Source organism: Bradyrhizobium sp. Ash2021, from assembly GCF_031202265.1.
In the GTDB taxonomy this organism is placed as follows: Bacteria; Pseudomonadota; Alphaproteobacteria; order Rhizobiales; family Xanthobacteraceae; genus Bradyrhizobium.
Genome location: NZ_CP100604.1, coordinates 7,661,435 through 7,683,854 on the forward strand (window position 1 = coordinate 7,661,435; position 22,420 = coordinate 7,683,854).

Annotated in this window: 18 protein-coding genes and 1 pseudogene; 7 read left to right on the forward strand and 12 right to left on the reverse strand. The window is 60.7% G+C overall.

What is annotated here, in order from left to right:
• The first annotated feature begins 2 nt into the window (after positions 1–2).
• The 3 genes and pseudogenes from NL528_RS36895 to NL528_RS36905 all read left to right on the forward strand — a co-directional run bounded on the left by NL528_RS36895 (position 3) and on the right by NL528_RS36905 (position 2,367).
• The gene (locus tag NL528_RS36895) at positions 3–407 is read left to right on the forward strand and encodes a hypothetical protein (protein ID WP_309179280.1); all 405 of its coding nucleotides are present in this window, start codon (positions 3–5) and stop codon (positions 405–407) included.
• A gap of 123 nt (positions 408–530) precedes the next feature.
• Positions 531–791 (forward strand): annotated as a pseudogene (locus NL528_RS36900) (ATP-binding protein); the annotation flags it as partial.
• 19 nt (positions 792–810) lie between these two features.
• Entirely contained in the window at positions 811–2,367 is a 1,557-nt protein-coding gene (locus NL528_RS36905) for an ISL3 family transposase (protein WP_309185154.1), read from the forward strand.
• A gap of 71 nt (positions 2,368–2,438) precedes the next feature.
• Here NL528_RS36905 and NL528_RS36910 read toward each other — a convergent pair whose 3' ends face one another.
• The 7 genes from NL528_RS36910 to NL528_RS36940 form a co-directional block, all read right to left on the reverse strand.
• Positions 2,439–2,777, reverse strand: coding sequence for a hypothetical protein (locus tag NL528_RS36910; RefSeq protein ID WP_309179281.1), 339 nt, complete (start codon positions 2,775–2,777; stop codon positions 2,439–2,441).
• Between the two features lie 316 nt (positions 2,778–3,093).
• Positions 3,094–3,348: a ribbon-helix-helix domain-containing protein gene (locus tag NL528_RS36915; protein ID WP_309179282.1), complete on the reverse strand. Its 255-nt coding sequence runs from the start codon at positions 3,346–3,348 to the stop codon at positions 3,094–3,096.
• Positions 3,335–4,114 carry a ParA family protein gene (locus tag NL528_RS36920; protein WP_309179283.1) on the reverse strand — a complete coding sequence of 260 codons (780 nt, stop codon included), beginning with the start codon at positions 4,112–4,114 and terminating at the stop codon, positions 3,335–3,337. The genes NL528_RS36915 and NL528_RS36920 overlap by 14 nt, the downstream gene beginning before the upstream one ends.
• A gap of 1 nt (position 4,115) precedes the next feature.
• The gene (locus NL528_RS36925) at positions 4,116–5,705 is read right to left on the reverse strand and encodes a hypothetical protein (protein ID WP_309179284.1); all 1,590 of its coding nucleotides are present in this window, start codon (positions 5,703–5,705) and stop codon (positions 4,116–4,118) included.
• A gap of 785 nt (positions 5,706–6,490) precedes the next feature.
• Positions 6,491–10,348, reverse strand: coding sequence for a HEAT repeat domain-containing protein (locus NL528_RS36930; protein WP_309179285.1), 3,858 nt, complete (start codon positions 10,346–10,348; stop codon positions 6,491–6,493).
• Between the two features lie 209 nt (positions 10,349–10,557).
• Complete coding sequence (locus NL528_RS36935) at positions 10,558–11,052, reverse strand: hypothetical protein (protein ID WP_309179286.1); 495 nt, start codon at positions 11,050–11,052, stop codon at positions 10,558–10,560.
• A gap of 216 nt (positions 11,053–11,268) precedes the next feature.
• Positions 11,269–13,014: a DUF262 domain-containing HNH endonuclease family protein gene (locus NL528_RS36940; RefSeq protein ID WP_309179287.1), complete on the reverse strand. Its 1,746-nt coding sequence runs from the start codon at positions 13,012–13,014 to the stop codon at positions 11,269–11,271.
• Positions 13,015–13,158: 144 nt separating this feature from the next.
• Here NL528_RS36940 and NL528_RS36945 point away from each other — a divergent pair, with 144 nt between their 5' ends.
• On the forward strand, positions 13,159–13,500 hold the full coding sequence (locus tag NL528_RS36945; RefSeq protein ID WP_309179288.1) for a hypothetical protein: 342 nt from the start codon (positions 13,159–13,161) through the stop codon (positions 13,498–13,500).
• A 121-nt stretch (positions 13,501–13,621) separates the two neighbouring features.
• Here NL528_RS36945 and NL528_RS36950 read toward each other — a convergent pair whose 3' ends face one another.
• The 5 genes from NL528_RS36950 to NL528_RS36970 form a co-directional block, all read right to left on the reverse strand.
• A complete protein-coding gene (locus NL528_RS36950) occupies positions 13,622–14,515 on the reverse strand; it encodes a 3'-5' exonuclease (protein ID WP_309179289.1) in 894 nt (297 codons plus the stop codon).
• A 265-nt stretch (positions 14,516–14,780) separates the two neighbouring features.
• On the reverse strand, positions 14,781–15,404 hold the full coding sequence (locus NL528_RS36955) for a carboxymuconolactone decarboxylase family protein (RefSeq protein ID WP_309179290.1): 624 nt from the start codon (positions 15,402–15,404) through the stop codon (positions 14,781–14,783).
• A 29-nt stretch (positions 15,405–15,433) separates the two neighbouring features.
• Complete coding sequence (locus tag NL528_RS36960) at positions 15,434–16,696, reverse strand: thiolase family protein (RefSeq protein WP_309179291.1); 1,263 nt, start codon at positions 16,694–16,696, stop codon at positions 15,434–15,436.
• Between the two features lie 18 nt (positions 16,697–16,714).
• Positions 16,715–18,268, reverse strand: a complete 1,554-nt coding sequence (locus NL528_RS36965; protein WP_309179292.1) for an AMP-binding protein — start codon at positions 18,266–18,268, stop codon at positions 16,715–16,717.
• A gap of 12 nt (positions 18,269–18,280) precedes the next feature.
• Entirely contained in the window at positions 18,281–19,501 is a 1,221-nt protein-coding gene (locus NL528_RS36970; protein WP_309179293.1) for an ABC transporter substrate-binding protein, read from the reverse strand.
• 145 nt (positions 19,502–19,646) lie between these two features.
• On the opposite strand from NL528_RS36970, the gene NL528_RS36975 reads away from it, so the two are divergent.
• Genes NL528_RS36975 through NL528_RS36985 form a run of 3 tightly spaced genes read left to right on the forward strand, consistent with a single transcriptional unit; the run spans position 19,647 to position 22,325 of the window.
• A complete protein-coding gene (locus NL528_RS36975) occupies positions 19,647–20,729 on the forward strand; it encodes a TRAP transporter substrate-binding protein (RefSeq protein WP_309179294.1) in 1,083 nt (360 codons plus the stop codon).
• Between the two features lie 52 nt (positions 20,730–20,781).
• Positions 20,782–21,729: a fumarylacetoacetate hydrolase family protein gene (locus tag NL528_RS36980; protein ID WP_309179295.1), complete on the forward strand. Its 948-nt coding sequence runs from the start codon at positions 20,782–20,784 to the stop codon at positions 21,727–21,729.
• 44 nt (positions 21,730–21,773) lie between these two features.
• The gene (locus NL528_RS36985) at positions 21,774–22,325 is read left to right on the forward strand and encodes a MarR family winged helix-turn-helix transcriptional regulator (RefSeq protein ID WP_309179296.1); all 552 of its coding nucleotides are present in this window, start codon (positions 21,774–21,776) and stop codon (positions 22,323–22,325) included.
• Positions 22,326–22,420 lie beyond the last annotated feature (95 nt).

The window sequence follows — 22,420 nt, forward strand, 5'->3', positions numbered from 1 at the left end:
GATTGGTGATGCTATTTGCTTCTAAATCACTCGCAATCACGATGTTCCTTGCGAGCTTGTCGCCGGCATCGGCTGAACCGCCGTTTGAACCCGTGGCAATTTGCCGAACGGCGATAGCATCGATTATGGATCGCGATCCAAAGGCAATTCAAACGACCCGAACGACCGACGGCGTTCTGCTATTGATCTATGTGCGTCCAATCGACAATTTCATTTGGACATATAGATGCAGGATAGAGGGCAATCGAATCGTATGGGCGAACGAACCAGGGCGTTGGCGAGACGACCCCAAGGATGACAAGGTCTTCTTTGAGGTTGTCGGTGCCGGGGCGCAACTTCGTATCATCGAAAACCATGCCGACGGATCGACAGCAAATCAGTTATTCGATCGCGACATGATCCAATGAATTTGTCTCCAATCGCTACAAATGAGGTCGGGCTCGACAGAAGCTCTTCCTGTTTGAACAAGAAGTTGTCGAGGCGGGAAATTCAGCCGCTGCGAACGGCGAGTCAGGTAATCTTGCGCGCGGCCGAGCGTGTTCGGCGACGCCAAGATGACCACCGCGCTGCTCGACCGATTGACCCATCACTGCGACATCGTCGAGACCGGCAACGATAGCTGGCGGTTCAAGAGCCGAGACGACGATCACGCCACCCGCGTTCGTCTCGCCTCCGCTATCCCGGCCAGCTCCGACGAGACGAGCGCTACCAGCAAAGCCCGCCGCGCAAAGGGGTCAAAATTGGGCTCTGACTCACTTTTGATGCAGTTTGGGGGATGCGTGGCGCTTTGATTGGAGGAGAATCAACGCCATGCAGCAAGCACTCCACCGCTCCAGTCTGGTGCCGCGTGGGTTTGTTGTAGAGAGTGCGTACTACGAAGGTGATAAGGCCGTTATTGAGATCCGGGCGTCCGGAAGCGTCGGTCTGTGTCCCTTGTGCGGAACAGTTTCCCGGCGTGTCCATAGCCGGTATCGGCGACGCGTAACTGACCTCCCGCTTTCGGGGCGTATCGTACAGCTCCTGGTGGTCGCCCGCCGCTTCCGCTGCGACGCCGTTCTGTGCGGGCGCCAAATCTTTACTGAGCGCTTCGCCGAAGGGGTGCTGGCTCCATCGGCGCGACGCACGGCGAGGCTGGACTCCATTGTCCATCACCTCGGTCTGGCGCTTGGCGGACGACCGGCCGCAGGCTTCGCAAAACGGCTGATGCTGCCGGTAAGCAAGGATACGCTCCTTCGCGTGGTTCGACGCCGTAGCCGTCCACCAGCTGACCCGCTCAGGGTTATCGGCATCGATGATTGGGCCTGGCGGCGCAATCACCGATACGCCAGCATCATCTGCAACCTGGAAAGGCGCCGGGTGGTCACCCTGCTGCCAGACCGTGAGCCCGCGACCGCCCAGGCCTGGCTCGCTGCTCATCCCACGATCGCGATCGTCGCCCGTGACCGCGGTGGAGGATATGGCGAAGCCGCAGCTAGAGCCCTGCCGCACGCGGTACAGGTCGCAGATCGTTGGCATCTGATGGAGAACGCCAGTCGGGCCTTCCTCGATGCCGTCCGAAAATCGATGCGTCAGATCCGCAGCGCAATCGGAGCAACGACGATCGATCCCGAGCTGCTTACAGCTGCGGAGCGGCTCCAATATGAGGGCTATCTCCGGCGCGAGGAGGCCAACGCGACCATCTTGGGCCTGTCGAAAGGTGGAATGCCGATCAAGCAGATCGTGCGCCAGACGGGCCACAGCAGGGGGCTGGTGCGACAGGTGATCCGCGGCGAACGCCATGATGTCTTCCGGACCCGGGAGAGTTCTCTCGATCAGCACCTGCCATGGCTCGACGATCAATGGGCAGCCGGTTGCCGAAACGGCGCTGAACTTTGGCGCCGCTTACGGGCGCGCGGTTTCCGAGGCTCCCTTCGCGTTGTCGGCGAATGGACGACCCGTAGACGGCGGGCCGAAAAGACTGATGTCGAAACTCTTCATCGGATTCCATCGGCCAGAACGATCGCTCGTCTCATGACCGTCGGACGGGATACGCTATCGAAGGCAGAGACGGTGACCGTCGCGGCGGTAGAAGCTGGCGTGCCACCCCTGGTCGAGGCACGCGAGATCATCGCCGAATTCCACATGATGATCCGGCGCCGAGCCGCCGCCGAATTGTCACCCTGGATCGAGCGCGCTCGCGCCAGTCTTGTCGCATCGTTCGCCCGCGGCGTAACGAACGATGAAGCCGCGGTTCGGGCGGCGATCACCTCGCTCTGGTCCAACGGACAGACTGAGGGTCAGATCACGCGCCTCAAGCTCGTCAGACGCCAAATGTACGGCCGTGGCAAAATCGATCTGCTTCAAGCCAGGCTAATCGGCGCAGAATAAACGCAGCTGCACCAAAACTGCGTCAGAGCCAAATTTGCAAGCCGATTGACACAGCTATTCGCTGAAGCCATTCACCGCTTCTTGCGGGGCGCTTTAGTACGCGAGAGATGTCGCCCGCGTTCGACATTTCCGCAGCGCGGCCGGTGCGCCGCCTTGATGCTGAGATAGCCCTTCCGCTTCCGTCCATGCTTGATGTCAGCGTAATGTGCCTGGGTGCGATCGGTGCCCTGACCGGCAGCCGCGGCTACCTCTTCACCCCCTCCGAACGTGGTCTTGATATCCGCGATGATCTGATGCCTCAGCACATAGGGCGTGATCAGCACGTCGTCGCCGAGCTCGGGCAGTGCTTTGCTTCCAAGTTTCGCCAACGCCTTACGGACTGCGTTCTTGGATTTGGTGCTGACGACCATGCGGCCTCCAGAGCGGGCGGCGGTCAAGAATAGCCGCGCACCACAGTGCAATGCGGCGCGCCGATGATAATAGGTGTCGAGAGCGATCCCGTCCTGAAGCGGATCGAGGTGCCCTGAATTCCACATCCGGAGGAATGTCTCTCTGTATGCTTCAGCCGTTCCATCGCTGACGTCGCGTGGCGGTATGAGATCCAAAAGTCTGTTCGCCTTCCGGATCAGGTTCTCGATATCAATCATCGCTGCTACCCCTCGTTATTGTCGGCCTATTCCTGTCCTGTCTTGTCGGCCCGTATTGTCGGCCTTCGATTAGCGATCTTCAGGGTTTCGGTGCTTGAACGGGCGCCTTCAGGACGATCGCGATCGCCTCCAGCATCAGGTCCTGCACGGTCGTGTTGCGCGCGATCGCAGCGAGCTTGAGCTCGCGGCGGAGCTCGGGGCTGACGCGGACCAGAACGCCGCAACGGCCGGCATCGGTCTGGGCGTCGCAGGCGTCAGCTCCGAACGTGTCGTCAGCGGCGGGCATCGCAGTGGCAGCAAGCGCTGCGGTCAGTGTCTCTTTAGGCGATCTCATGGACGGGTCCTTCCAGCTTCAGCGTGTTGCGCACGGCATTCCAGAGCGAGCGGAATTCGCAGGCTGCGTGCCCCGCAGGCTCGGTCTCGACCACGCCGGCACCCCGGACGGCGGCGTAGGGGACCGTCACGCGGTGGGTGATCTGGCGCCGCCACAGCCGCGGACCGATATCGGCCAAGGCCTCTCGCGCCTGTCGCACCATCGGCGACTCGCCTAGATCACGGATCGGGGGAGCTGCATTAAGCACCACCGCGTAGCTCACGCCCGCCGATGCCAACAATGGGATGAGGCCGCGTGTGACCTTCAGGTCGAAGAGAGTGGGGCGCATCGGGATGAGCACCAGATCGGCATGGCGCGCGGCGGAAGGCACATGACGAAGGTCGGGCGGCATGTCGACGAAGAGAATCTCGATGCCGGCGCGCCGTGCCGCCTCGATCGCATCGTTGAGGCCTTCGGGACCGCAGCGGCAGACGGGAATGTCGTTCCGGCCGCGCACGCACTTCCACACGAAGCTCGACTGCTGCGGGTCGGCATCGATGATCGCTACCCTGAGGCCTGCCATGCGCGCGATCACGGCGAGGTTGGTGCTCGTGGTCGACTTGCCGCTGCCGCCCTTGCCAACGCACGCGACGGTCGCAAGCAGTGAGGCTTTCCTGCTCGCAGCCGCGTCGCCGGCCAAAGGCTTGACCAGCAACGTCTCGGCCGAGCCCGCACTTTGCGGAGCAATGAACGGCGGTGTTGTCGGCTGAAGCTCATCTGCTAACAAGCTAGTCCTCCATCTGTTTGGGGCGACGGCCGCGCGTGCGACGGCGTTTGGCCATCGCATCGAAATCGAGCCCCTTGAACACGGTCCAGTTGATATCCTCCTGCAGCGGCAGGTTGGCGAGGTACTGGCACTGCTTGGCCGTGAGCGCGCGGAAGCCGTATTGGTCGTGCACGTCGCCGAGCTCGTGTCCGGACTGCAGCCGCCGGGCACGGCCCTCCACGTCCGCATCGCGCATTTCGTCGATCGCATCGCCGCGCAACGAGTGGAATACCTCGCCGCCTTTGGCCCCACAGCGCTTCATGATGTTCTGCATCGTCTTCGACATGTACTTCGACGGATTGGGATGCTCGTGCGCTGCCTCGAAGATGAAGCCGCTGCGCGCCCGCATCCACGAGATGAAGCCGATCTCATCCAGGTAGTTGTGCAGCACGTAGAATGACATCGATTCCGACGTTTTGATCGGAACGCGCCGCCACTCTTTCTTTCCCGTCTTCTCGTTCACCACCTCGACGATGCCGTTGGTCTGCGCCACCCAGACACCATACTTTTGACGGATGTCACAGCCTTGCAGATAGGCAAGCAGACCGAGCCGCCGCGAGGTGAGCTTGGCCAACAGCGGGAACATCGCCTCGTCCAGAACTCCGGATTTGACGCCGTTGCCGAACACGCGGTTGGTGACCTCGATCGAGATGCCTTCGCGGGGCCGCGGAGCTTTGTAGGCCTGCGGCAACGAGACCTTTGCGCCGGCAAACGGATCACGATAGTTGAGGTCCTGAATGCGATGGCGCATCATCGTCCGGATATTCGCGATGTAGCCGTTCATCATGGTGTTCTCGGCCATGGGCTTCATCGCGAAATTCTTGTTCGCCTCCAGAATCTCCAGCGTCGACCGGTCCTGCATGTCCGAACGCTTGGTCACGTTGGCGGGCCAGTACTGCATCTTGTTGACGAAGATCTGCAAATCGCTCGGATAGTATTGGTTCGGCGTGCGATCGCCGATGACATCGAGGAACATCTGGCGACGCAGGGTCAGGATCGGAATGTCGGGATGGTTACGATCCCTGTCGTTCCTCATGTCGATATAGGCCTGCGAGATCTCGCTGAAGAGCGGCAAGTCGTGTGTTGCCGCCCTCGGCTCGGCAGCCGGCGCCGGCGTGTTGCGCACCGTCGGCGCTGGGGGACCGACATCCTCAACCGCAGCCAAGGCGGCAAGCGCCTGCTCTGGCTTGGCCGCGAGTTTCAGCACATCGGTCAGCGCCTGCCGGGCCAGGGCGTCGGCATTGGTAGTCACGGCGACCGCACCTGCATCGCCCTTGGCGACCTCCCGCTGGACGAGCTGAAGCGAGGCCAGCGCCGCGTCCAGCCCGCGCGCCAGCCCAATGGCTTGAGACGGGTTCTCGAGCGCACGAGTGATGGCATTCTGGCACGCATCAATCGTGTGCCTGATCAGGTCGTTCTGCTTGTCGTCGAAGTGCAACGTGGTCATCGGTGTCCCCTTCCAGGTGTCGGCCGCGAAGCTGCAGATGGTCTGGCAGAGGCTTGCAAGCAGCACCGCCAGGCGTTTGGCCTCGCCGCGGCTACGCGGGCCCAACTGAGCCCGGACGATACGGGCGGGCCCTGCAAGTTGGGATCCGGCCAAAATACCGTTTCCGAAGAATGTCGGGGAAAGCCGCAGCTGAAAGCGCCAGCCGGAGGGGTCGCCGGTCAAATAACGCGGCGGCCGCCGCCCGGCGGGCTGCCGGTCGCGGCGTTTTTTCGCTGGTACTTTTGCTGGTACAGACCCCGGTACAGTCACGCGCATCGCCTCTGGTTGGGCGTCGAACTGCGCGAAACACGGGCCTTAAGGGCCCTTCGGACTGCTAATTGGGGTGCGAGCTAATTGGCGGAGAGGGAGGGATTCTCGCCGCCAATCTCCATTTTTTGCTGGCACGCTTGCCCTGACGGTGGCAAAGTTTTGCTGAACACGGTGCTCCACCGTGATGCTCCACCGCCAAAAACCGGCGGTTCGGGAAATGCCTGTTTCTGAAGGACTTCTGCGCTGTCCCATAGGGGTGGCGGAGAGGGAGGGACTCTCTCCCCCGATGCCGCGAATGCGCGAAAACCGCTGCGAAACAAGGATTCCTGAAAAGCCCGGTCGCGATTTGTGACCACCGCTGTGTACCACTGGATTGGCCGGTTCGGCCGTGAACCTCATGCGCTCTCGTGGCAGTTGGCGCGTCTTCGAAGCAGCGTGCGCTCGATCGTGCCGGATAGTCTAGCGTAGCCCCCTCCATCACTGGAGTGAAAGCGACCAAACCGCTCATACAAATCAGTTGACGCAGACCAATCGGCGCGCACACGCCCCCGGCGCCTCACAGGAACATCCTTTCCGATCGGTCAACTTCGAGGGACCACTTGAAGTTTCCGCGGCTTTTTTATTCGGGGGAATCGCTTGTCGAGCCGCTTGATGAACTCGTCACTCGTCGAATGGTCGCCCGAATTCGCTGCCGAAACGTACAAATAATCTCTGACCCTCTCGGCGCTCTCGGAGTCCCAGGTCTCGGCGATCCGTAGGTAAACGCCGCGGAAGCGCGCGTCGCTTATGTGCTCCGACCAAAGGTCCGGATCTTTGAAAGCCGCTGCTATGAAGAAATCCCACACGCGTTCGTGCCGGAACAAGAGCCAATTCTTCTCCTTGCCCTGGGCGTCTCTGATCGCCCGTGGCACAAGAAGCCGTTGCTCCTGCAAGGATGAAGCCTCGGCTGGGAATTCGTCGGGGTTCAGTTTGTTGCGATCCTCGAGCCGCATTGTGACGGCATGTTGGCCGAATTTCTCCAGGGGAAACGCAACCACGTTGATCATCTGATAGCGCTCGGCTGCCAGCCGAAAAGCCTCGTCTACGAGCGCAGTCGGCGAAGGCATGTGCCCGCGCGCCATAAGCTCGGCTGCGAAAGTCAGGTCGAACGGGTTCGACAGCATCAGCTCCGCCGTCTCACGTTCGATCTGCTGCGGTTGGTGGAATGCGGTCGAGACAAACTTTTGCACGGCTTCCTTGTAGGCCTCCCCTCGGCACGGCTGCGTCTCGTCTGCACCGACCGGCCGTGACATGAGGAACTCGGTCGCTTCGCTGCGGTCCAGCGGTAGGATTTCGACCTTTCGGGAATTCGCTGGCGGGCGCCACTCGATCGGCTGAGACGCGACGATCACGTCACCCTTCGACATGTCGCGGGCGAAGGCCCGGATCTTTTCGCGTGTGTCGGCTTCCACCTCATTGAGGCCGTCCACGATTACCTGGAGTGTGCGCGTATGGACGAGACTTCGCACGAAGCCCGCTTCCTGCACGTCGTGAATGATGCGGGAGATGGCAACGTCGACGCCATCGGCGCAGTCGCGCGCGTGTAGGAAGGCGACCGGCCGCGTCGCCTTGCCTGCGATCTCACGCAGGAAGCTGGTCTTGCCTAGCCCGGAATCAGCCTGAAGCACGACGACCCCCGTGAGGTCGGACTGCAATTGGGAGAGACGAATGACCTCCCCGTCATCCACACGCGCGCGACTGTCTGCGAAATAGGCAAGCTCAGCAAAATCCTCGAGCCTGGCCTGCGCAACGAGGTCGTCCCGGAACGGCGCAAGGAGACGTCGTCGCAGCGGCGGTAGGATCAGCAGCACGAGCGGCACGAAGCCAGCGCTGAAAAACTGCCGGGCCCGCGGATTCCAAAAGAAGATTGCCTGGATGGTGCGCGACCAGGGAAAGGCGACGAGGAAGGCGGTCCAGAACAACGTCCAGAGGACGAGTGACCACGTCAGCCAGAGGCTGATTGGAGCAATGTTCTCGCCCCTGAGATGCGCAGCGAGCGCCTGCGCATGGGTCGAATGGGACTTCTTAAGCTGGGCGAGGAGCGCCTCCACCGTCCGCCTTTCGTCAGAAGTCCAGCAGCGGTGAAAGGGGCCCTCAATTGGCAGGTCGCGCAGCCATGCGATGGAGGAGCGGACGAACTCGGCGAGGCTGCTCGTTTCGGTGGGTACCTGGCAGGCTGCTTCGATTGCAGCCATCGCGGCGTTTTCGGCTTCTACACGGGTACGCTGTGAACTCGACAGCGCCGCCCAATTATCTGTCAGCAGCTGAAGGACTCTGTGGGCTTCGGCGGGATTGTTCCCAACCGAATCCAGCGGCAACGCATCGGGGCGTCCCAGCCACGCAAAGAGCAGCTCGCTACCGTCCTTTTTGCTGTCCGCTCCGGTCGCGACATGCGCCGCGGCCCGAAGCACCCCTGCCACTTCGTCCTCACGAGAGTTGATAAGGCGAACGGCGGTTAACGCAGCACTTAGGCCGCCCGGTCCAATCCGCCCGAGGGCCTCTGCCACTGCGCCTCTGACGGTGCTATTCGGGTTGCCCAGGAGCGGCAGCAGCTCGTCGATGACGGGGCCTGCGCGATCGCCGGTCGCAATCTGACCAAGGGCTAGGGCCGCCGCGCCCCTAACAGTGCTGTTTGTGTTGTGGAGGAGCGGCACAAGCTTGTCGATGGCGGGGCCCGCACGCTCGCCCTGTGCAATTTGACCGAGGGCTTGTGCCGCTGCGCGCACGATGGAGGTGTCCTGGTCGCTGAGGAGGGGCAGCAGCTTGTCGATGACGGGGCCCGCGCGCTCGCCGATCGCAATCTGACCGAGCGCTCGGGCCGCTGCGGCGCTGATGTCGGGATCCCGGTCGCCGAGGAGCGGCACCAGCTTGTCGATGGCGGGACGCGCGCGCTCGCCGGTCGCGATCTGACCAAGAGCTCGTGCCGCTGCGCCCTTTACGGAGCTATTCGGGTTGTCGAGGAGTGGCAGCAGACTGTCGGTGACGGGGCCCGCGCGCTCGCCGGTCGCAATCTGACCAAGCGCTCGGGCCGCTGCGTACACAATGGAGGGGTCCTGGCCGCTGAGGAGGGGCAGCAGCTTGTCGATGACTGGGCCCGCGCGCTCGCCGGTCGCAATCTGACTGAGGGCTTCTATCGCTGCGCCCCTAATGGAGCTATTCGGGTTGTCGAGGAGTGGCAGCAGACTGTTGGTGACGGCGCGCGCACGCGCGCCGGTCGCAATCTGACCAAGGGCTTGTGTCGCTGCATACACGATGGACGGGTCCTGGTCGCTGAGGAGGGGCAGCAGCTTGTCGATGACGGAGTCCGCGCGCCCGCCGGTCGCAATCCGACCGAGGACCTGTGCCGCTGCGCCCTTGACGATCTTGTCCTGACCGCCGAGGAGCGGCTGCAGCTTGTTAATGACGGGGCCCGCGCGATCGCCGGTCGCAATCTGACCGAGAGCTTGTGCCGCTGCAGCGCTGACGGAGGAGTCCCGGTCGCCAAGGAGCGGCAGTAGCCTGTCGATGACCGCGCCCACGTGCTCGGCAGTCGCAATCTGACCGAGGGCTTGTGCCGCTGCGGCGCTGCTGGAGGCGTCCTGGTCCCTGAGCAGGGGCAGCAGCTTGTCGATGACGGGGTCCGCGCGCCCGCCGGTCGCAATCTGACCGAGGGCTTGTATCGCCGCGCCCCTGATGGAGCTATTCGGATCGCCGAGGAGGGGCAGCAGCTTGTCGATGGCCGGCCCCCCGCGCTCACCGGTCGCAATCTGACCGAGGGCTTGGGCCGCTGCGTATACAATGGACGTGTCCTGGTCACCGAGGAGGGGCAGCAACTTGTCGATGACGGGCCCCGCACGCCCGCCGGTCGCAATCTGACCGAGGGCTTGGGCCGCTGCGCCTTTAACGACGTTGTTCTGATCGCCAAGGAGCGGCGTCAACTTGTCGATGACGGGGCCCGCGCGCTCGCCGATCGCAATCCGACCGAGGGCTTGTGCCGCAGCGGCGCTTATGGCGGGGTCGCGGTCACTGAGGAGCGGCAGCAGCTTGTCGATGACGGGCCCCGCACGCCCGGAGGGCACAAACTTGGACAGGTACAAATCGGCGTCGAGCGCGATCCCGCCCCGAGTCGAGGCCAAATCGTTGATAGCTGCCTCAAACCCCCGCTCCATCCAATCCGGTGGTCGACGCTGGGCGTCGAACTGCGCCAGCGCTGGCACGGACAAGATCACGCCGATAAGAAGGACGCCGCTACGCATTAGTAGACATCGGATCGGGTGCGAGAGTTCGAAATGGTCGCGCCGACCCTGCATTGCTTTCGCAGTCACGTGAGACTTTGCGTTGCCGGTAATCGCAACAGCTCCCAATCGGTCCGAAGTTCTCTCTGCATCGAGAAACGAATCGAGCTTGGACGGACGTTTCACGCCGGGCCTCCTCCCCTGCCAAGAATCATCACATCATCCAACCCAATACTCTCAAACGCGAAAGCCGATTTTGTACCTATGCCGACTTACGCTTCGATTTCTCATGCGGTTGGCCGGATGCCATTATTCGTACAGCGCACGATGGTGCAATTACACTCAGCCACCCGCGACGCCGCTCCAGCGCGGCTGTCGCGGCGGAAAAACGATCTCTATAAAAAGCGCTTCGCAGTCTCCAGTCGCTCCTTCAGCACATCCCGAAACCGCACGTAGTTGCTATAGGAGACGGGATCCACGCCGCTCGCACCCCCAGAACAACTGTTATGCAAACCGACGATTAATGCGTCCAACTGACTCACACCAGTGTTGATCTGTTGCACAGCATCCGATGTCTGGCCTGTTGCCAAAGCCGTTCTTGCGGCGCTGAATGCATTGACAGCCAAGTTGCCGGATTTCTGCTTTTCACTCCAGCCAACTGGGGGCAATCCGCTCGACCCGCCAGAGCAACCCTGGCTCACCGACGCCATTACATTTTGGAGCTGAGGGATTGCTTCGCCCAGGATCTGGTCTAAAACGACCTTCGCTTCGACTGCGAAGGCGACATTGGCGAACGGAGCCCACAAGAGAGCCCCACAAAGGATGGAGGCAGTTCTAGGCTGCAGCGAACGAGATACCAGATTTTTAGAGCGTGTGATTTCAAAGGTCATTTGAGGATCCTCTTTGCTTCGATTTCCTCATAAAACGACCCTCCCTCTCTATAAATAGAACGACTATCATCTTGCCGAGTTTACCACACAGCGATGTTCCGACCTACGAAGTCCTTACTGGGGTAGGTGGCAAAAATTTCGCGAACTTGCAGCGGGACGGCAGCGCTTTGCAAACAACCTTATGCATGAGACGAAGGGTTTTGATCTGACGCCGCGCTATAGTGGTCGACTCGCGATGAGTTCGGCGACGACATCGCGCGCCGCAGCCCGGGCGGGACTCATCGAAACTTCCTTGATCCCCCACTGTTCGGCCAACAATGAAAGATGCCGCTTCTGCCGTTGTTCGCAGGCATCGAGGTCCCATCGGGGCAGACCAACCAGTTCCTGCGCACTCGCGTAAGTGGCTCTCTTTTTCCCGGCTGCTGTATTTCCTTGACCAGAGTAGATCTTCTTCTTTTCGGCGAAGGGTGCGTTCGAAGCGCTGGAATTCTTGCGGGAGGTCAACAGAACGAGATTGCCGATAGTGTCCGTCACCGCGCTCCGGCGCGCTTGATCGAATTCGATCCATTCACCCTTCTCCGGGTTCTGAGGAAGAATGTGCTCCACTGTCTTTTGACCTTCCCAAACGACGGGCTGCTCCGCGAGGAGCCGGTCCAGCCGCTCTAGTATGGCGCGCACGACTCTGACGGGGAATCGGCTATAGATCGGACCGCTCAACGCCAGCCACGCATCCTCGTTTTCCTCTGCGGTCGGCGTCAGGCAGGCGTCCAACTTCGCGTCCAGTCCGCGCAAAGCCCGAATTATCTCGGCATACCGGTTCAGCCGTTGTGTGTCGTATCGCCGAGCAAGCTGCATCATCCACGCGAGCCCCTCTAGCTTTGTCAAGACGAAGATCAGCCTTTCCGACGATCCAAATTTCGTCGCTGCCGCGAGCGCAAGTGGCATCCAGTCCCTGTTGGGCAGAAGACGAAGTCCGGAGAGCGCTTCCATGCCGTCGCGCCTCAAACTTTCGGGGAAGTCCTCCCCGTCGCCGTCCAAGATCTCAGCTATCCAACGCTTCGCCGGTGCAAGCTCGTCGTCCAAGAATTTTTTGACTTCCGCGGAAGAGGCTCCCTTGAACCGCTCTTCATATGCCTCGCTCAGGGAGCGCCGGTTTTTGGTTTCCTCACGGATGAAACGGAGGTTCTCCAGAAGCCCCTCGAACTCCTCGCGTCCCAGGTCGGCCTCGAATTCTCTCCACCGTGCGGCTTGATGCGCGATCTCCGCCGGCGCGACCTTGCTGAGTAGGTCGGCCTTGATCACGTCGGCGTTCGACAGGTCCAGACCGCGGTCGTTCAACACCCTGAATATCCTCAGGGCGGCGGCTCGCGATTCCGTCGAAACGACAACGAGGACGCACCGTCTCAACAGGAACTTGACGATCAACTGACGATCGACGTCGTTCAACGACGAGACGCTCGCACGCAACTTGACCGCGTTCTCCCACATCAAACGCTGAGACTCGTTCTTCGGCTTGTGAGGTGGCTCGGTCTTGGCTGTGGCGCCGGGGACTTGGATTGCTTCTCGAAAGAAGACACGATCTTCCACGTGTGCGATGACTCGCACAGCCTCGACTTGATCCATGAACGGGTTTGGCTCGATGTAGACGGTGGCCCCAAGCGCATCACGTTCCTGCTGTTCCGTGGCTGCGTCTCGGAGAACCGCGGCGAGAATCGTCAACGTGGTGAGGCGCTGCTGGCCATCCACGACCTGGCCGATTACTTGGCCGTGCGGCTTGATGAGAACGATGCTACCTAGAAAGTACGGCTCGCCATCGCCCGACTGCATTGCCTCACGGAGGTCTTCGAACAGCTGCAAGGCATGTTCTGGAAGCCAGGCGTAGGGACGTTGGTAGGGCGGTATTTCGTGGACGAAGGTATCGCCCAGGACGTCGGCCACGGCGTGTTGGTTGGCGGAAATCACCTATGCTCCTCCCCAATATGTCTCCAATTTAGATACAACTTCAAGTTCGCTGTCCACCCTTCGAAATTCTTCCGTTGTGCTAATGGTCGGCATACGGGCATTGTCTATGCTGCCGTAAAAGGAGCGGATCCGGGAGGGGTACAGATGGATACTGCATTGAAGGCGAAGATTCGTGCCGAACTGTTCCGTTGTGCGGTTGCCGGGACCTTCCCGACCTACACGGAGTTTTTCAATCGGATCCACCCCGGAAGGCAGATGGGCAATTTTCCCTACCAGACCCATTTTAACGAGATCGCGAAGGAGGAGCGCGACCTCGGATATCCGGATATTACCTTCCTTGTTAGAGGCGTGAATGGATATCCGAACCAGATCGATTTTCGCGATGCTCGGAAGGGTCCCGACGACGATCAACTCCTAAGTTTGCGTGCAGGTACAGATAGGCTTATCGAACTCTACTGTCCGCCGGATACTCCGAAGCCTTATTGACCTGCAGAAAGACGTCTCGTTTAAGAGTTCTTGCCTGTGCGCGCTTCATTCGCGAAATCGCAACCAGCGGCGGTACACGCTCGGCATGGCTCGGAACATCGAATTGAAAAATGGTGGCGCGCTAAATTCTCGCCGAGAACCGCGTGAACGCCGTCAAGGACTGCTGGCGGGGCTCCACGTCACGAAGGTAGATCTCAGTCCGCAGGAAAGATATCTCGTCCTGCAGCACGGTCTCGCAGACGTCGACGTACCAACTCTTCGGTCTGCCGTCGCTGCCATCGGACCACTTGTAACCGCGGCGCTTCAACGAGTCCTTCAGTTCGAACGGCGATTGCTCGGCCCAGACGCGCACCGTCGGCCTGCGGGCGGTCTCCAACAGCAGCGCGAGCGCCGGCGCGCCGGTCGCCGGCAGTTCGAACGCGAGGACCTCCAGCAGCGCGTGGCAATCGTCGACGGCGCGGTGGGCGGCATGGAAATAGCCCGCGCCGTTCAGCAGATAGCCGAGTTGCGCGCCCGCGAAACCGTGCTTTCTCCACTCGATCTCGGTGGCGCTACAGGCCCAAGGCTTCTGTTCGAACACCGGCCAATAACGTTCGGCGAATTTCCGATCAAACCCACTATTGTGTGCGATCGCGATCACGGCGTCGTCGACGAACGCCGCCACCGCTGCCTCCTCTATCCGGTGCCCGGCAACCATCTCGTCGGTGATTCCGGTTAGCGCGGTGATCTCGGATGGAATCGGGATCGACGGCTCGTTAAAGGCGGAGAACGTGTCTATGAGGCCGGCGATGCGACCGTCCGGAAAGTAGTCGAACTTGACCATCCCGAGCTCGATGATCTCGTTTTTCTGAGTGTCGAGGCCCGTGGTTTCGGTGTCGAGCAGCACGGCGGTCCGCGTGTCGTGACCGGTGGGCACAGAGGAAATCCTTGGGACCAGCCGTCGCAGGACGCGATAATCCGGAGATCGGCTTAACGTGTCGGCCATCGCGGCCAGGCTGATGGTGTCCTGAAACATCTCATTCCGAATGTAGATTGCGGGTGGACCGGTAGATCCGGCGAAGGCGCACCCTAAACGGCACGGCGACCGCTAGGTATCGAAAAAGTAGGCGATCTGCAGGCTTTTCGCGGAAATTGGGCGGATTTGGCGGCGTTGCGGGCACCGCGGGGGACTTGGCACCGCTGTCGTGTCCGCGGAAGGGGCTAGGCAATTACTCGAGGAAGACTCGGCGGCAGCTCGTTCGAGCAGCCGGGCTCGCGCACTTGTTCTTCTCGTTAGGGGCTCAGCAGCCAGCGTAACTCGTCTCAACTTTCTCTGGTTCTACTCGGACAGCTCGCGAGAACTGGACCACGGCCGTGTAGAATGCCGAGGTCATCGTCAATTCCACGATCGCTTTCGGTGAAAACACCTGCCTGACCTGCAACATCGTCGGATCGTCGACCGTCCCATTGGCAAGCATGCTGTCGACGTATTGCAGGATCAGTCGCTGTCGATCGCTATAAATTGCCTTGCTCTTCCAATCCGGAAGACCATCGACCTGCTGCTCAGTCAATCCGCAACTGAGCCCTATTCTACGGTGCTGGGCGAATTCGTAGTCGCCGCCCTTCAGCTGGGTCGTCCGGATAATCACCAGTTCGCGGTCGGCCCGGGACGTCTCTCCATTCTGCCGAAGCGCTGTCGCAAAAGCTGCGAAGCCCCGGTACACTTCGGGCGCGTTGGCAATCGTTCGGTGAATGTTGAGCGGTCCGGCGTTCTTCGCTTTCATCGCATCGAACATCGGCTTGGTGACCGGATCGGTGGTGTCGCTGTCCACCAACGGAAACGTGCTTACGACCGCCGGTTCAGCCCAAGCTCCAACTGAAAGCAAAAGTATACCCGCGACAGTCAGTGGCAGTGATTTTTTCATGTAACCTCCATAGTCCCGACAGAGCTTCTTTAGTTCTTGGATGCCGAACCTTCGAGAATTGTCACGGCACAAACCGCTTCTTCCAGGCCAATCACGCCGCCGCCGTTTTCGATCAGGCCGATGTTCGCACCTTCAACCTGGCGCGCTCCCGCCTCGCGGCGAAGCTGGCCAACGATTTCCGACACCATCGACAGCCCCGTGGCGGCGATCGGATGCCCCTTCGAGACCAGACCGCCGGACGTGTTGACCGGAAGCCTGCCGCCCAGCGCCGTCGCGCCGGATTCGACGAAACGCCCGCCTTCGCCTTCGGCGCAGAAGCGCAGCATTTCCATCTGGTAGACCTCGCAAAATGACGTTGCGTCGTGCACCTCGGCAAGGTCGATGTCTTCGGGACCAACCCCTGCCATGTCGTATGCGCGATCGCCGGCAACTCGGCTCAGACTTGGCTCGTCCGGCGCGCGATGCTTTCCACCGGAGATGGCGCTCGCCCTGATCCGGATGGCGCGGGCAGCGACCTGCGGGGGCAATTTCCTGAGCCGCTCCTCCGAACAGACGATAGCTGCCGCGGCTCCGTCGCCGATCGGAGCGCACATCGCTCGCGTCAGGGGGCCGCTGACCGGCCGGTCGGCCAAAACCTCGTCCGTGGTCATCCGGAAGCGATACTGGGCCTTGGGATTGAGCGAGCCGTGGACATGATTCTTCGCGGCGGCGATCGCGATCTGCTCGCGGGTCGTGCCATAGCGATGCATGTGATAGCTGGCCTGGACACCATAGGTATCCATCGCGATCGACCGGTCGGGCGAAGGCGCCCAGACCGCACCCGAACGCTCCGCGAGATCGCGGTACTCGTTCAGCCAACGCTCCTGATCGAACCGGTCGAAGCCGCCGCCGATCTCCTTGAGCATCTGCCCGGGGGCGGATGGGTCGTAGAGCTTCTCGACACCGACCGCGAGCGCAATGTCGGTCTGGCCGGACAAAACGTCCTTCCATGCGAGATGCAGCGCCATCGAACCGGTGGCGCACGCGCCCTCGACGTTGGCGATCGGCAGCCGCTCCGGCAGGACGCCTTCATCCATGAGCGGCGACAGGCAGACCTGACCGCGGATCATGGTCTGGCCGGAGACGTGCAGCAGGCAATTGCCGAAATAGGCCTGACCTACGGCCAGCCCATCGCCAAGACCGGCGTCACCGAGGGCGCCGTGTACGGCTTCCCGGGCCAGCGCGCGATGATCCTTGCTGATCCACCGGCCGAAATCGGTAGAAAAAGAACCGATGATGAATACGTCACCCATGACTTACCTCGGTCAATTCTAGACGGCGCGCGAGCGGCCTTCCCAGTAGCGATCGCGGATTGCGCGCTTTAGAACCTTGCCGACCGGGCTGCGGGGCAAGGTCGGCCAGATCTCGATCGCCTTCGGCGTCTTCACGCCACCCAGCGTCGCGCGGCAGAACGCGATCAGTTCATCCGCTGTGGCGCTTGCGCCGGCCTTGAGTTCGACGACCGCGGTGACCGCCTCGCCCCATTTCTCGTCAGGTATGCCGATGACCGCGCAATCCTGCACGGACTGGTGCGCCAGCAGTCGCGCTTCGACCTCGGTCGAAAACACGTTGAAACCGCCGGAGATGATCATGTCGCGCTTGCGGTCGACGATGTAGACGTAGCCGTCCTCATCCTTGAATCCAATGTCGCCGGTGTGGTGCCAGCCGAAGCCGGAAACCGCGCGCGTCGCCTCGGGATCCTTGTAGTATTCCTTCATCACCAAGCAGCCCCGGGCGACGATCTCACCGACGGAGCGTGGTGCGAGAAGACTTCCATGTTCGTCCATGATCTCGACGCGGCTGAACATGGTCGGACGCCCGCAACTTCGCAGCAGGTCGGAACCGGCGGCGAGGCCCCGCTTGTGGTCATCGGGCGACAGGAACGTCAGGAAGAATGGCGCTTCCGCCTGACCGAAGGCTTGAGCCATCACTGGACCAAAGACTTCTACCGCGGTGCGTAGCCTTTCGGGCGCCACCGGCGCGGCCGAGATCAGGAAGAACCGCAGCGACGACAGTTTCTTCGTCCGCAGCTCCGGACTCGACAGCAGAGCGTAGAGAACGGTCGGCGGCAGATAGAGATGCGTGACGCCATGCTTTTCGATCGCGTCGAGGATCACCGCCGGGTCGACCTTGTCGAGGATGACATTGGTGGGTGCCATGGGCATCAGCATCAGCGCCAGCACGCCGGCGCCGTGTGTCATCGGCGCGACGCACAGATGCACGGGAGCAGGCCCGGTCGCGTCGTTGCACGTCCAGAAGTTCGCGATCAGCGTCTCCCAGGTCTGGTTGGTCCACACGGCGCCCTTGGAGCGTCCGGTGGTACCGCCCGTCGCGAGAATATTGCAGGGTCGTAGAGGATCGTCAGGGAGATCGGGAATGGCCGCCGTCGCGCCGTCGCAGAACTCGGACAATGACGGTCCTGGCCCGCTGCGGTCGTCCAGGCAGATCATCAGCTTCAATTGCGGCGCGCTGGCCTTGAGCTGCCGGATTTCGGCTTCGAAAGTGCTGTGGTAGAAGATGCACTCCACATCGGTGTAATTCATGAAGGCCGAGTTATCCTCGACCGTGTTGCGGGCGTTCAGAGGAACCCAGACGCGTCCACAGCGGAAGATGCCGAGCATCGCAATGAACGCCCGGGCGTCGTTCGGGCTGTAAACGGCGATCTTTCCGTCCCTGGAAATGCCGGCCCCCTCGATCGCGGACGCGATGCGAAGCGACTGCTGCTGCGCCTGCGCATAGGTCAGGGAAGACCCGTCTGGCTGAACGAAGGCAACCTTCGACGGATGGCTCGTAGCACTGTTGTCGAAATAGTCGATCAACCTCACGACGCTTCCCCTCTATTGCTTCAGCAAAGGGCATTCGCTTTTTTCGATGGGACGAAAAGCGGTTTCGGCCGGGATCGTGCGCAGCACGTTGAACATATCCCAAGGATCTCCGGTCGCCTCGCTCGGCTTCTTCAGTTGCAGCAGGTAGATGTCGTGCTGCATCACACCATCCTTCCGGGCCTTGCCGTCCTTCACGAAGACATCGTTGACCGGCAGTTCCCGCATCTTGTCCGCGATCGCAGCCCGATCGTGGCTGCCGGCGGCTGCGACCGCCTTCAGGTAGTGCGTGACCGCGGAATAGACGCCGATCTGGACCGACGTCGGCTTGCGTCCCTGATGCAGTTTCGCAAAGCGGTCTCCGAACGCACGGGTGGCATCGTTCAGCGCCCAGTAATAGCCGTCCGTGATGGTAAGACCTTGACCTGCCGCCAATCCAAGCGATTTCGCATCCATCAGATAGAACAGCGACGTCGCGAGCTTCTGTCCGCCGCCGACGACATTGAAGTCGGCACCCTGCTTCAGGGAATTGATCGTGTCGGCACCGGCGTTGATCATGAGAAGTACGTCCGACTTGGATGCCTGCCCCTGCAGAATGAAGCTGCTGAAGTCCGACGTATTGAGCGGATGCTTCACCGACCCCACGACGCTTCCACCCGCGCTCTCGATGAAGCTCTTCATGTCGGCAGCCATGGCCGTACCGAAGGCATTGTCGACCTGCACGAAGTACCAGGTCTTGCCGCCAGACTTCGTTAGCGCCGTCGCGGTCCCATTGGCGAGCGCATAGGTGTCGTACACCCATTGAAAGCTGTAGGGTGTGCAGGAAGACTGATTGAATTTTGCCGCCGCTCCGCCTGCGGCCAGCACGATGCCGGACTTGTTCTTGACCAGTTCCTGAACCGCCAGCATGACGCCGGAATTCGGCAGATCAACAATGGCGTCGACACCTTCATTGTCGAGCCAGCGGCCGGCGATCGCCACGCCGACATCGGGCTTGTTCTGATGGTCAGCGAACACGAGCTGGATCGGTTGACCGAGGACTTTGCCACCGAAGTCGTCGATCGCCATTTGCGCTGCAACAACCGATCCCTGTCCGGTGATGTCAGCGTACGGGCCTGACTGATCGTTCAAAACACCGATTTTCACCGGCTTGCCGGCTGGGTCTGCCTTGACCGCACCCGGAATGACGATCGACGCAGCCAGGACCGCGACTGAAATGATGCGCTGCCACAACATAATTTCCTCCCGCTAAGCCCCATCATTCTTTGCTTGGCTCTTGTTCGGGGCGGGGCCATGATATGCCAATCTGATTGATTATAGCAAGCCGCTTGGTATATTCTTGAGCGAACTCAAAAAAAAGTCCGAAGCAGGGAGGAGCCACATGAAGCGTCGCGAACTCATCACGGGGATCGGAACGGCCGCTGCGGCCGGGATCCTCAGTGCGCCGGCCATTGCGCAGCAGCAGCCGGAACTCAACTGGCGCATCGTATCCGTGGCGCCGAAAACGCAGGCTCTTTTTTATAATGCCTGCGTGACCTTCTCGAAAATGGTCGCAGACCTCACCGATGGAAAATTCAAGATTCAAGTCTTCGGGCCGGGCGAAATCGTCCCTGCGCTCGCAATCTTCGACGCGGTCCAGAACCAGACTATCGAGATGGGGTACACGGCTTCGTATTTCTCGATCGGCAGAGAGCCGACGTTCGCTCTGGGCAGTTCGCTTCCCTTCGGTCCGAACGCGCGCCTGCAGCACGCCTGGTTCAGGGCCGGCGGCCTCGATCTCCTGAACGAGTTCTACAAGAAGCAGGACACGATCATGTTTCCGGGCGGTAATACCGGCGCCCAGATGTTCGGTTGGTTTCGCAAAGAACTGAAAAGCAAGGAAAGCCTGCAGGGACTGAAGATGCGCGTCGGAGGCCTGGGAGGCACGATTCTTTCTCGCCTGGGCGTCGTCCCGCAGCAACTCCCCACCGGCGACACCTACGCGGCGCTGGAACGGGGAACGATCGACGCCGTGGAAGTCACCGGTCCGTTCGACGACGAGCGCTTCGGATTTCAGAAGGTGGCACCGTTCTACTACTATCCGAGCTTCAGCGAGGGAAATGTCGAACTCGGCTTCTTCATTTCGCTGAGCAAGTGGAACGGTCTGCCAAAGCAATATCAGAGCGCCATAAGGGCGGCCTGCAGCTTCGCAGCCGACGAAGCGCTTGCCGGATATGACGGCGAGCAAACCGAGCCGCTCCGCCGGCTGCTCGCGAACGGCACCCAGCTCAGGCAGGTGCCGAGCGACATAACGGACGCGGCGAGAGTAGAAGCACTGGCGTTGTATGATGAACTTTCAGCCAAGAGCGAGGACTTCAAGAAAATCTACACGCACTATCGGGACTTTACCGCAAATGCCTATCAGTGGTGGCAGGTTGCGGAATATGGCTACGACAGCATGATGCTGAAATCGCTGAGGCGTTAGCTCCGAGCGCTGGTCAAGCCGAACCGATCATTACCAATTCGGAAACGTTCACATGCAATATTCTCTGGCTACTATCCGACACAACGGCGTGCCTACGCCTGTCATCGAAATCGCGAACAGGTACTACGCCCTGAAGCAGGTCGCGCCTGATCTGCTCGAACATGCCAGCCGACCCGGGCTGATGGGACTGTTCGACGACTGGAAACGTGCTGAGGGGCGTCTCGCTGAACTGTCCGATCAGATCGCCAAATCCGATGTAGGGCTGTTGTCGCCGCAGCCAGGTACAGACGATTTTATGACTCCGCTGCAGTTTCCTTCCAAGCTGATCCTCGGAGGCGCAAATTACTACGAGCATATGATCAAGGAAGCCAAGATACCGAACTTCAGCAAGGAAGACGGCACGCCAGTGTTCTTTCTCAAACCGCCGACGACAAGTTTGGTCGGCTGCGGAAAAGCCGTTCGCTATCCGGTTCAGTCGAGCAAGCTCGACTGGGAAATCGAACTGGCTGTGGTCATTGGAACGACGCTTAGACGGGCGTCGCAACAACAGGCATCCGAAGCGATCGCGGGTTATGCGGTCGGTATCGACCTTTCCGCGCGCGACTGGCAGATGAACCCCAAACATCCCTGGAAGTTCGATCTCTTCACCGGGAAAGGGTTTGACGATAGCTGTCCGTTGGGACCTAAGCTCGTACCGGCGCGATTCGTCGATCCTACTAACCTTGAACTTCAACTATCGGTCAACGGCGTGATAAAGCAGCATTGCAATACTGGGGATATGATCTGGTCGGTAACGGAGTTGGTTTCTCTTCTCTCCGAACACGTCACGCTGGAGCCGGGAGATATCCTGCTCACGGGCACGCCCGCAGGCGTTGGCCTGGCTTCTGACACGTACCTGAGTACAGGAGACAGGATCGAGGCCGAGATTGAGGGTCTGGGCAAACTTCAAGTCGAGATCATACCCGATGTCGCAACGTCGACAACACCGCGCGCTGGATGAATTCTGAGCACAGATGTAACGAGCGGCGTAGGTTAGGAATTACAATGGGATCTGAAGTCGCCGATCGCAAACTCCGCCTGGTCAACGTGCGGAAAGGCACCGTCGAGCCAAAGCGTCTCAAGAAAACGACATTGAAGGCCGGCGACACCACCCAGGATGTCCAAAGGGCGCTGGAACTGTTTCTTTTTGCCCACCTCAATCTCGCGGCCGACGCCGAAGCGGAGCTGTCGTCCCTTGGGTTTCATCGAACCCATCACAGGATTTTGTATCTTGTGGCAGGACACCCTGGCGCAAGCGTGGGTGACCTCATCGGCACCCTCCGCCTGACACCCCAGGCCGTGCAGTCACCCATGAGACAATTGAATGACAAGGGTTATGTCGAACAACGATATTCGAGTGTGGATCGGCGGAAACGGCGTCTGTTCATCACGCCGAAAGGGGAGGCGCTCGTCGCTCGACTGTCCAGCCGCCAGCATGGCCGCCTCGAAGAAGCATTCGATCTAGCGGGTGCTACAGCCGTCAAAGGGTTTCTGAAGGTCATGGAGAGCATGTTGAGCGATGAGGATCGAGATTTTGTCGAACGCTCATCGGTCTAGGCCGCCGAATGGATGCTCGCTTGGCCGTGATCTGTCGAACCGGTCGAGCCCGCGCCTCTTGATCTAAATCAAAAGCGACGAACGCAGGTGAGCCT

What these genes read in the sequence shown, in the direction of transcription:
- NL528_RS36905 (WP_309185154.1), top strand. Translation starts at nt 811, where the DNA reads ATGCAGCAAGCACTCCACCGCTCCAGTCTGGTGCCGCGTGGGTTTGTT.
- NL528_RS36910 (WP_309179281.1), bottom strand. Translation starts at nt 2,777, where the DNA reads ATGGTCGTCAGCACCAAATCCAAGAACGCAGTCCGTAAGGCGTTGGCG.
- NL528_RS36915 (WP_309179282.1), bottom strand. Translation starts at nt 3,348, where the DNA reads ATGAGATCGCCTAAAGAGACACTGACCGCAGCGCTTGCTGCCACTGCG.
- NL528_RS36935 (WP_309179286.1), bottom strand. Translation starts at nt 11,052, where the DNA reads ATGACCTTTGAAATCACACGCTCTAAAAATCTGGTATCTCGTTCGCTG.
- NL528_RS36945 (WP_309179288.1), top strand. Translation starts at nt 13,159, where the DNA reads ATGGATACTGCATTGAAGGCGAAGATTCGTGCCGAACTGTTCCGTTGT.
- NL528_RS36950 (WP_309179289.1), bottom strand. Translation starts at nt 14,515, where the DNA reads ATGTTTCAGGACACCATCAGCCTGGCCGCGATGGCCGACACGTTAAGC.
- NL528_RS36955 (WP_309179290.1), bottom strand. Translation starts at nt 15,404, where the DNA reads ATGAAAAAATCACTGCCACTGACTGTCGCGGGTATACTTTTGCTTTCA.
- NL528_RS36960 (WP_309179291.1), bottom strand. Translation starts at nt 16,696, where the DNA reads ATGGGTGACGTATTCATCATCGGTTCTTTTTCTACCGATTTCGGCCGG.
- NL528_RS36970 (WP_309179293.1), bottom strand. Translation starts at nt 19,501, where the DNA reads ATGTTGTGGCAGCGCATCATTTCAGTCGCGGTCCTGGCTGCGTCGATC.
- NL528_RS36975 (WP_309179294.1), top strand. Translation starts at nt 19,647, where the DNA reads ATGAAGCGTCGCGAACTCATCACGGGGATCGGAACGGCCGCTGCGGCC.
- NL528_RS36980 (WP_309179295.1), top strand. Translation starts at nt 20,782, where the DNA reads ATGCAATATTCTCTGGCTACTATCCGACACAACGGCGTGCCTACGCCT.
- NL528_RS36985 (WP_309179296.1), top strand. Translation starts at nt 21,774, where the DNA reads ATGGGATCTGAAGTCGCCGATCGCAAACTCCGCCTGGTCAACGTGCGG.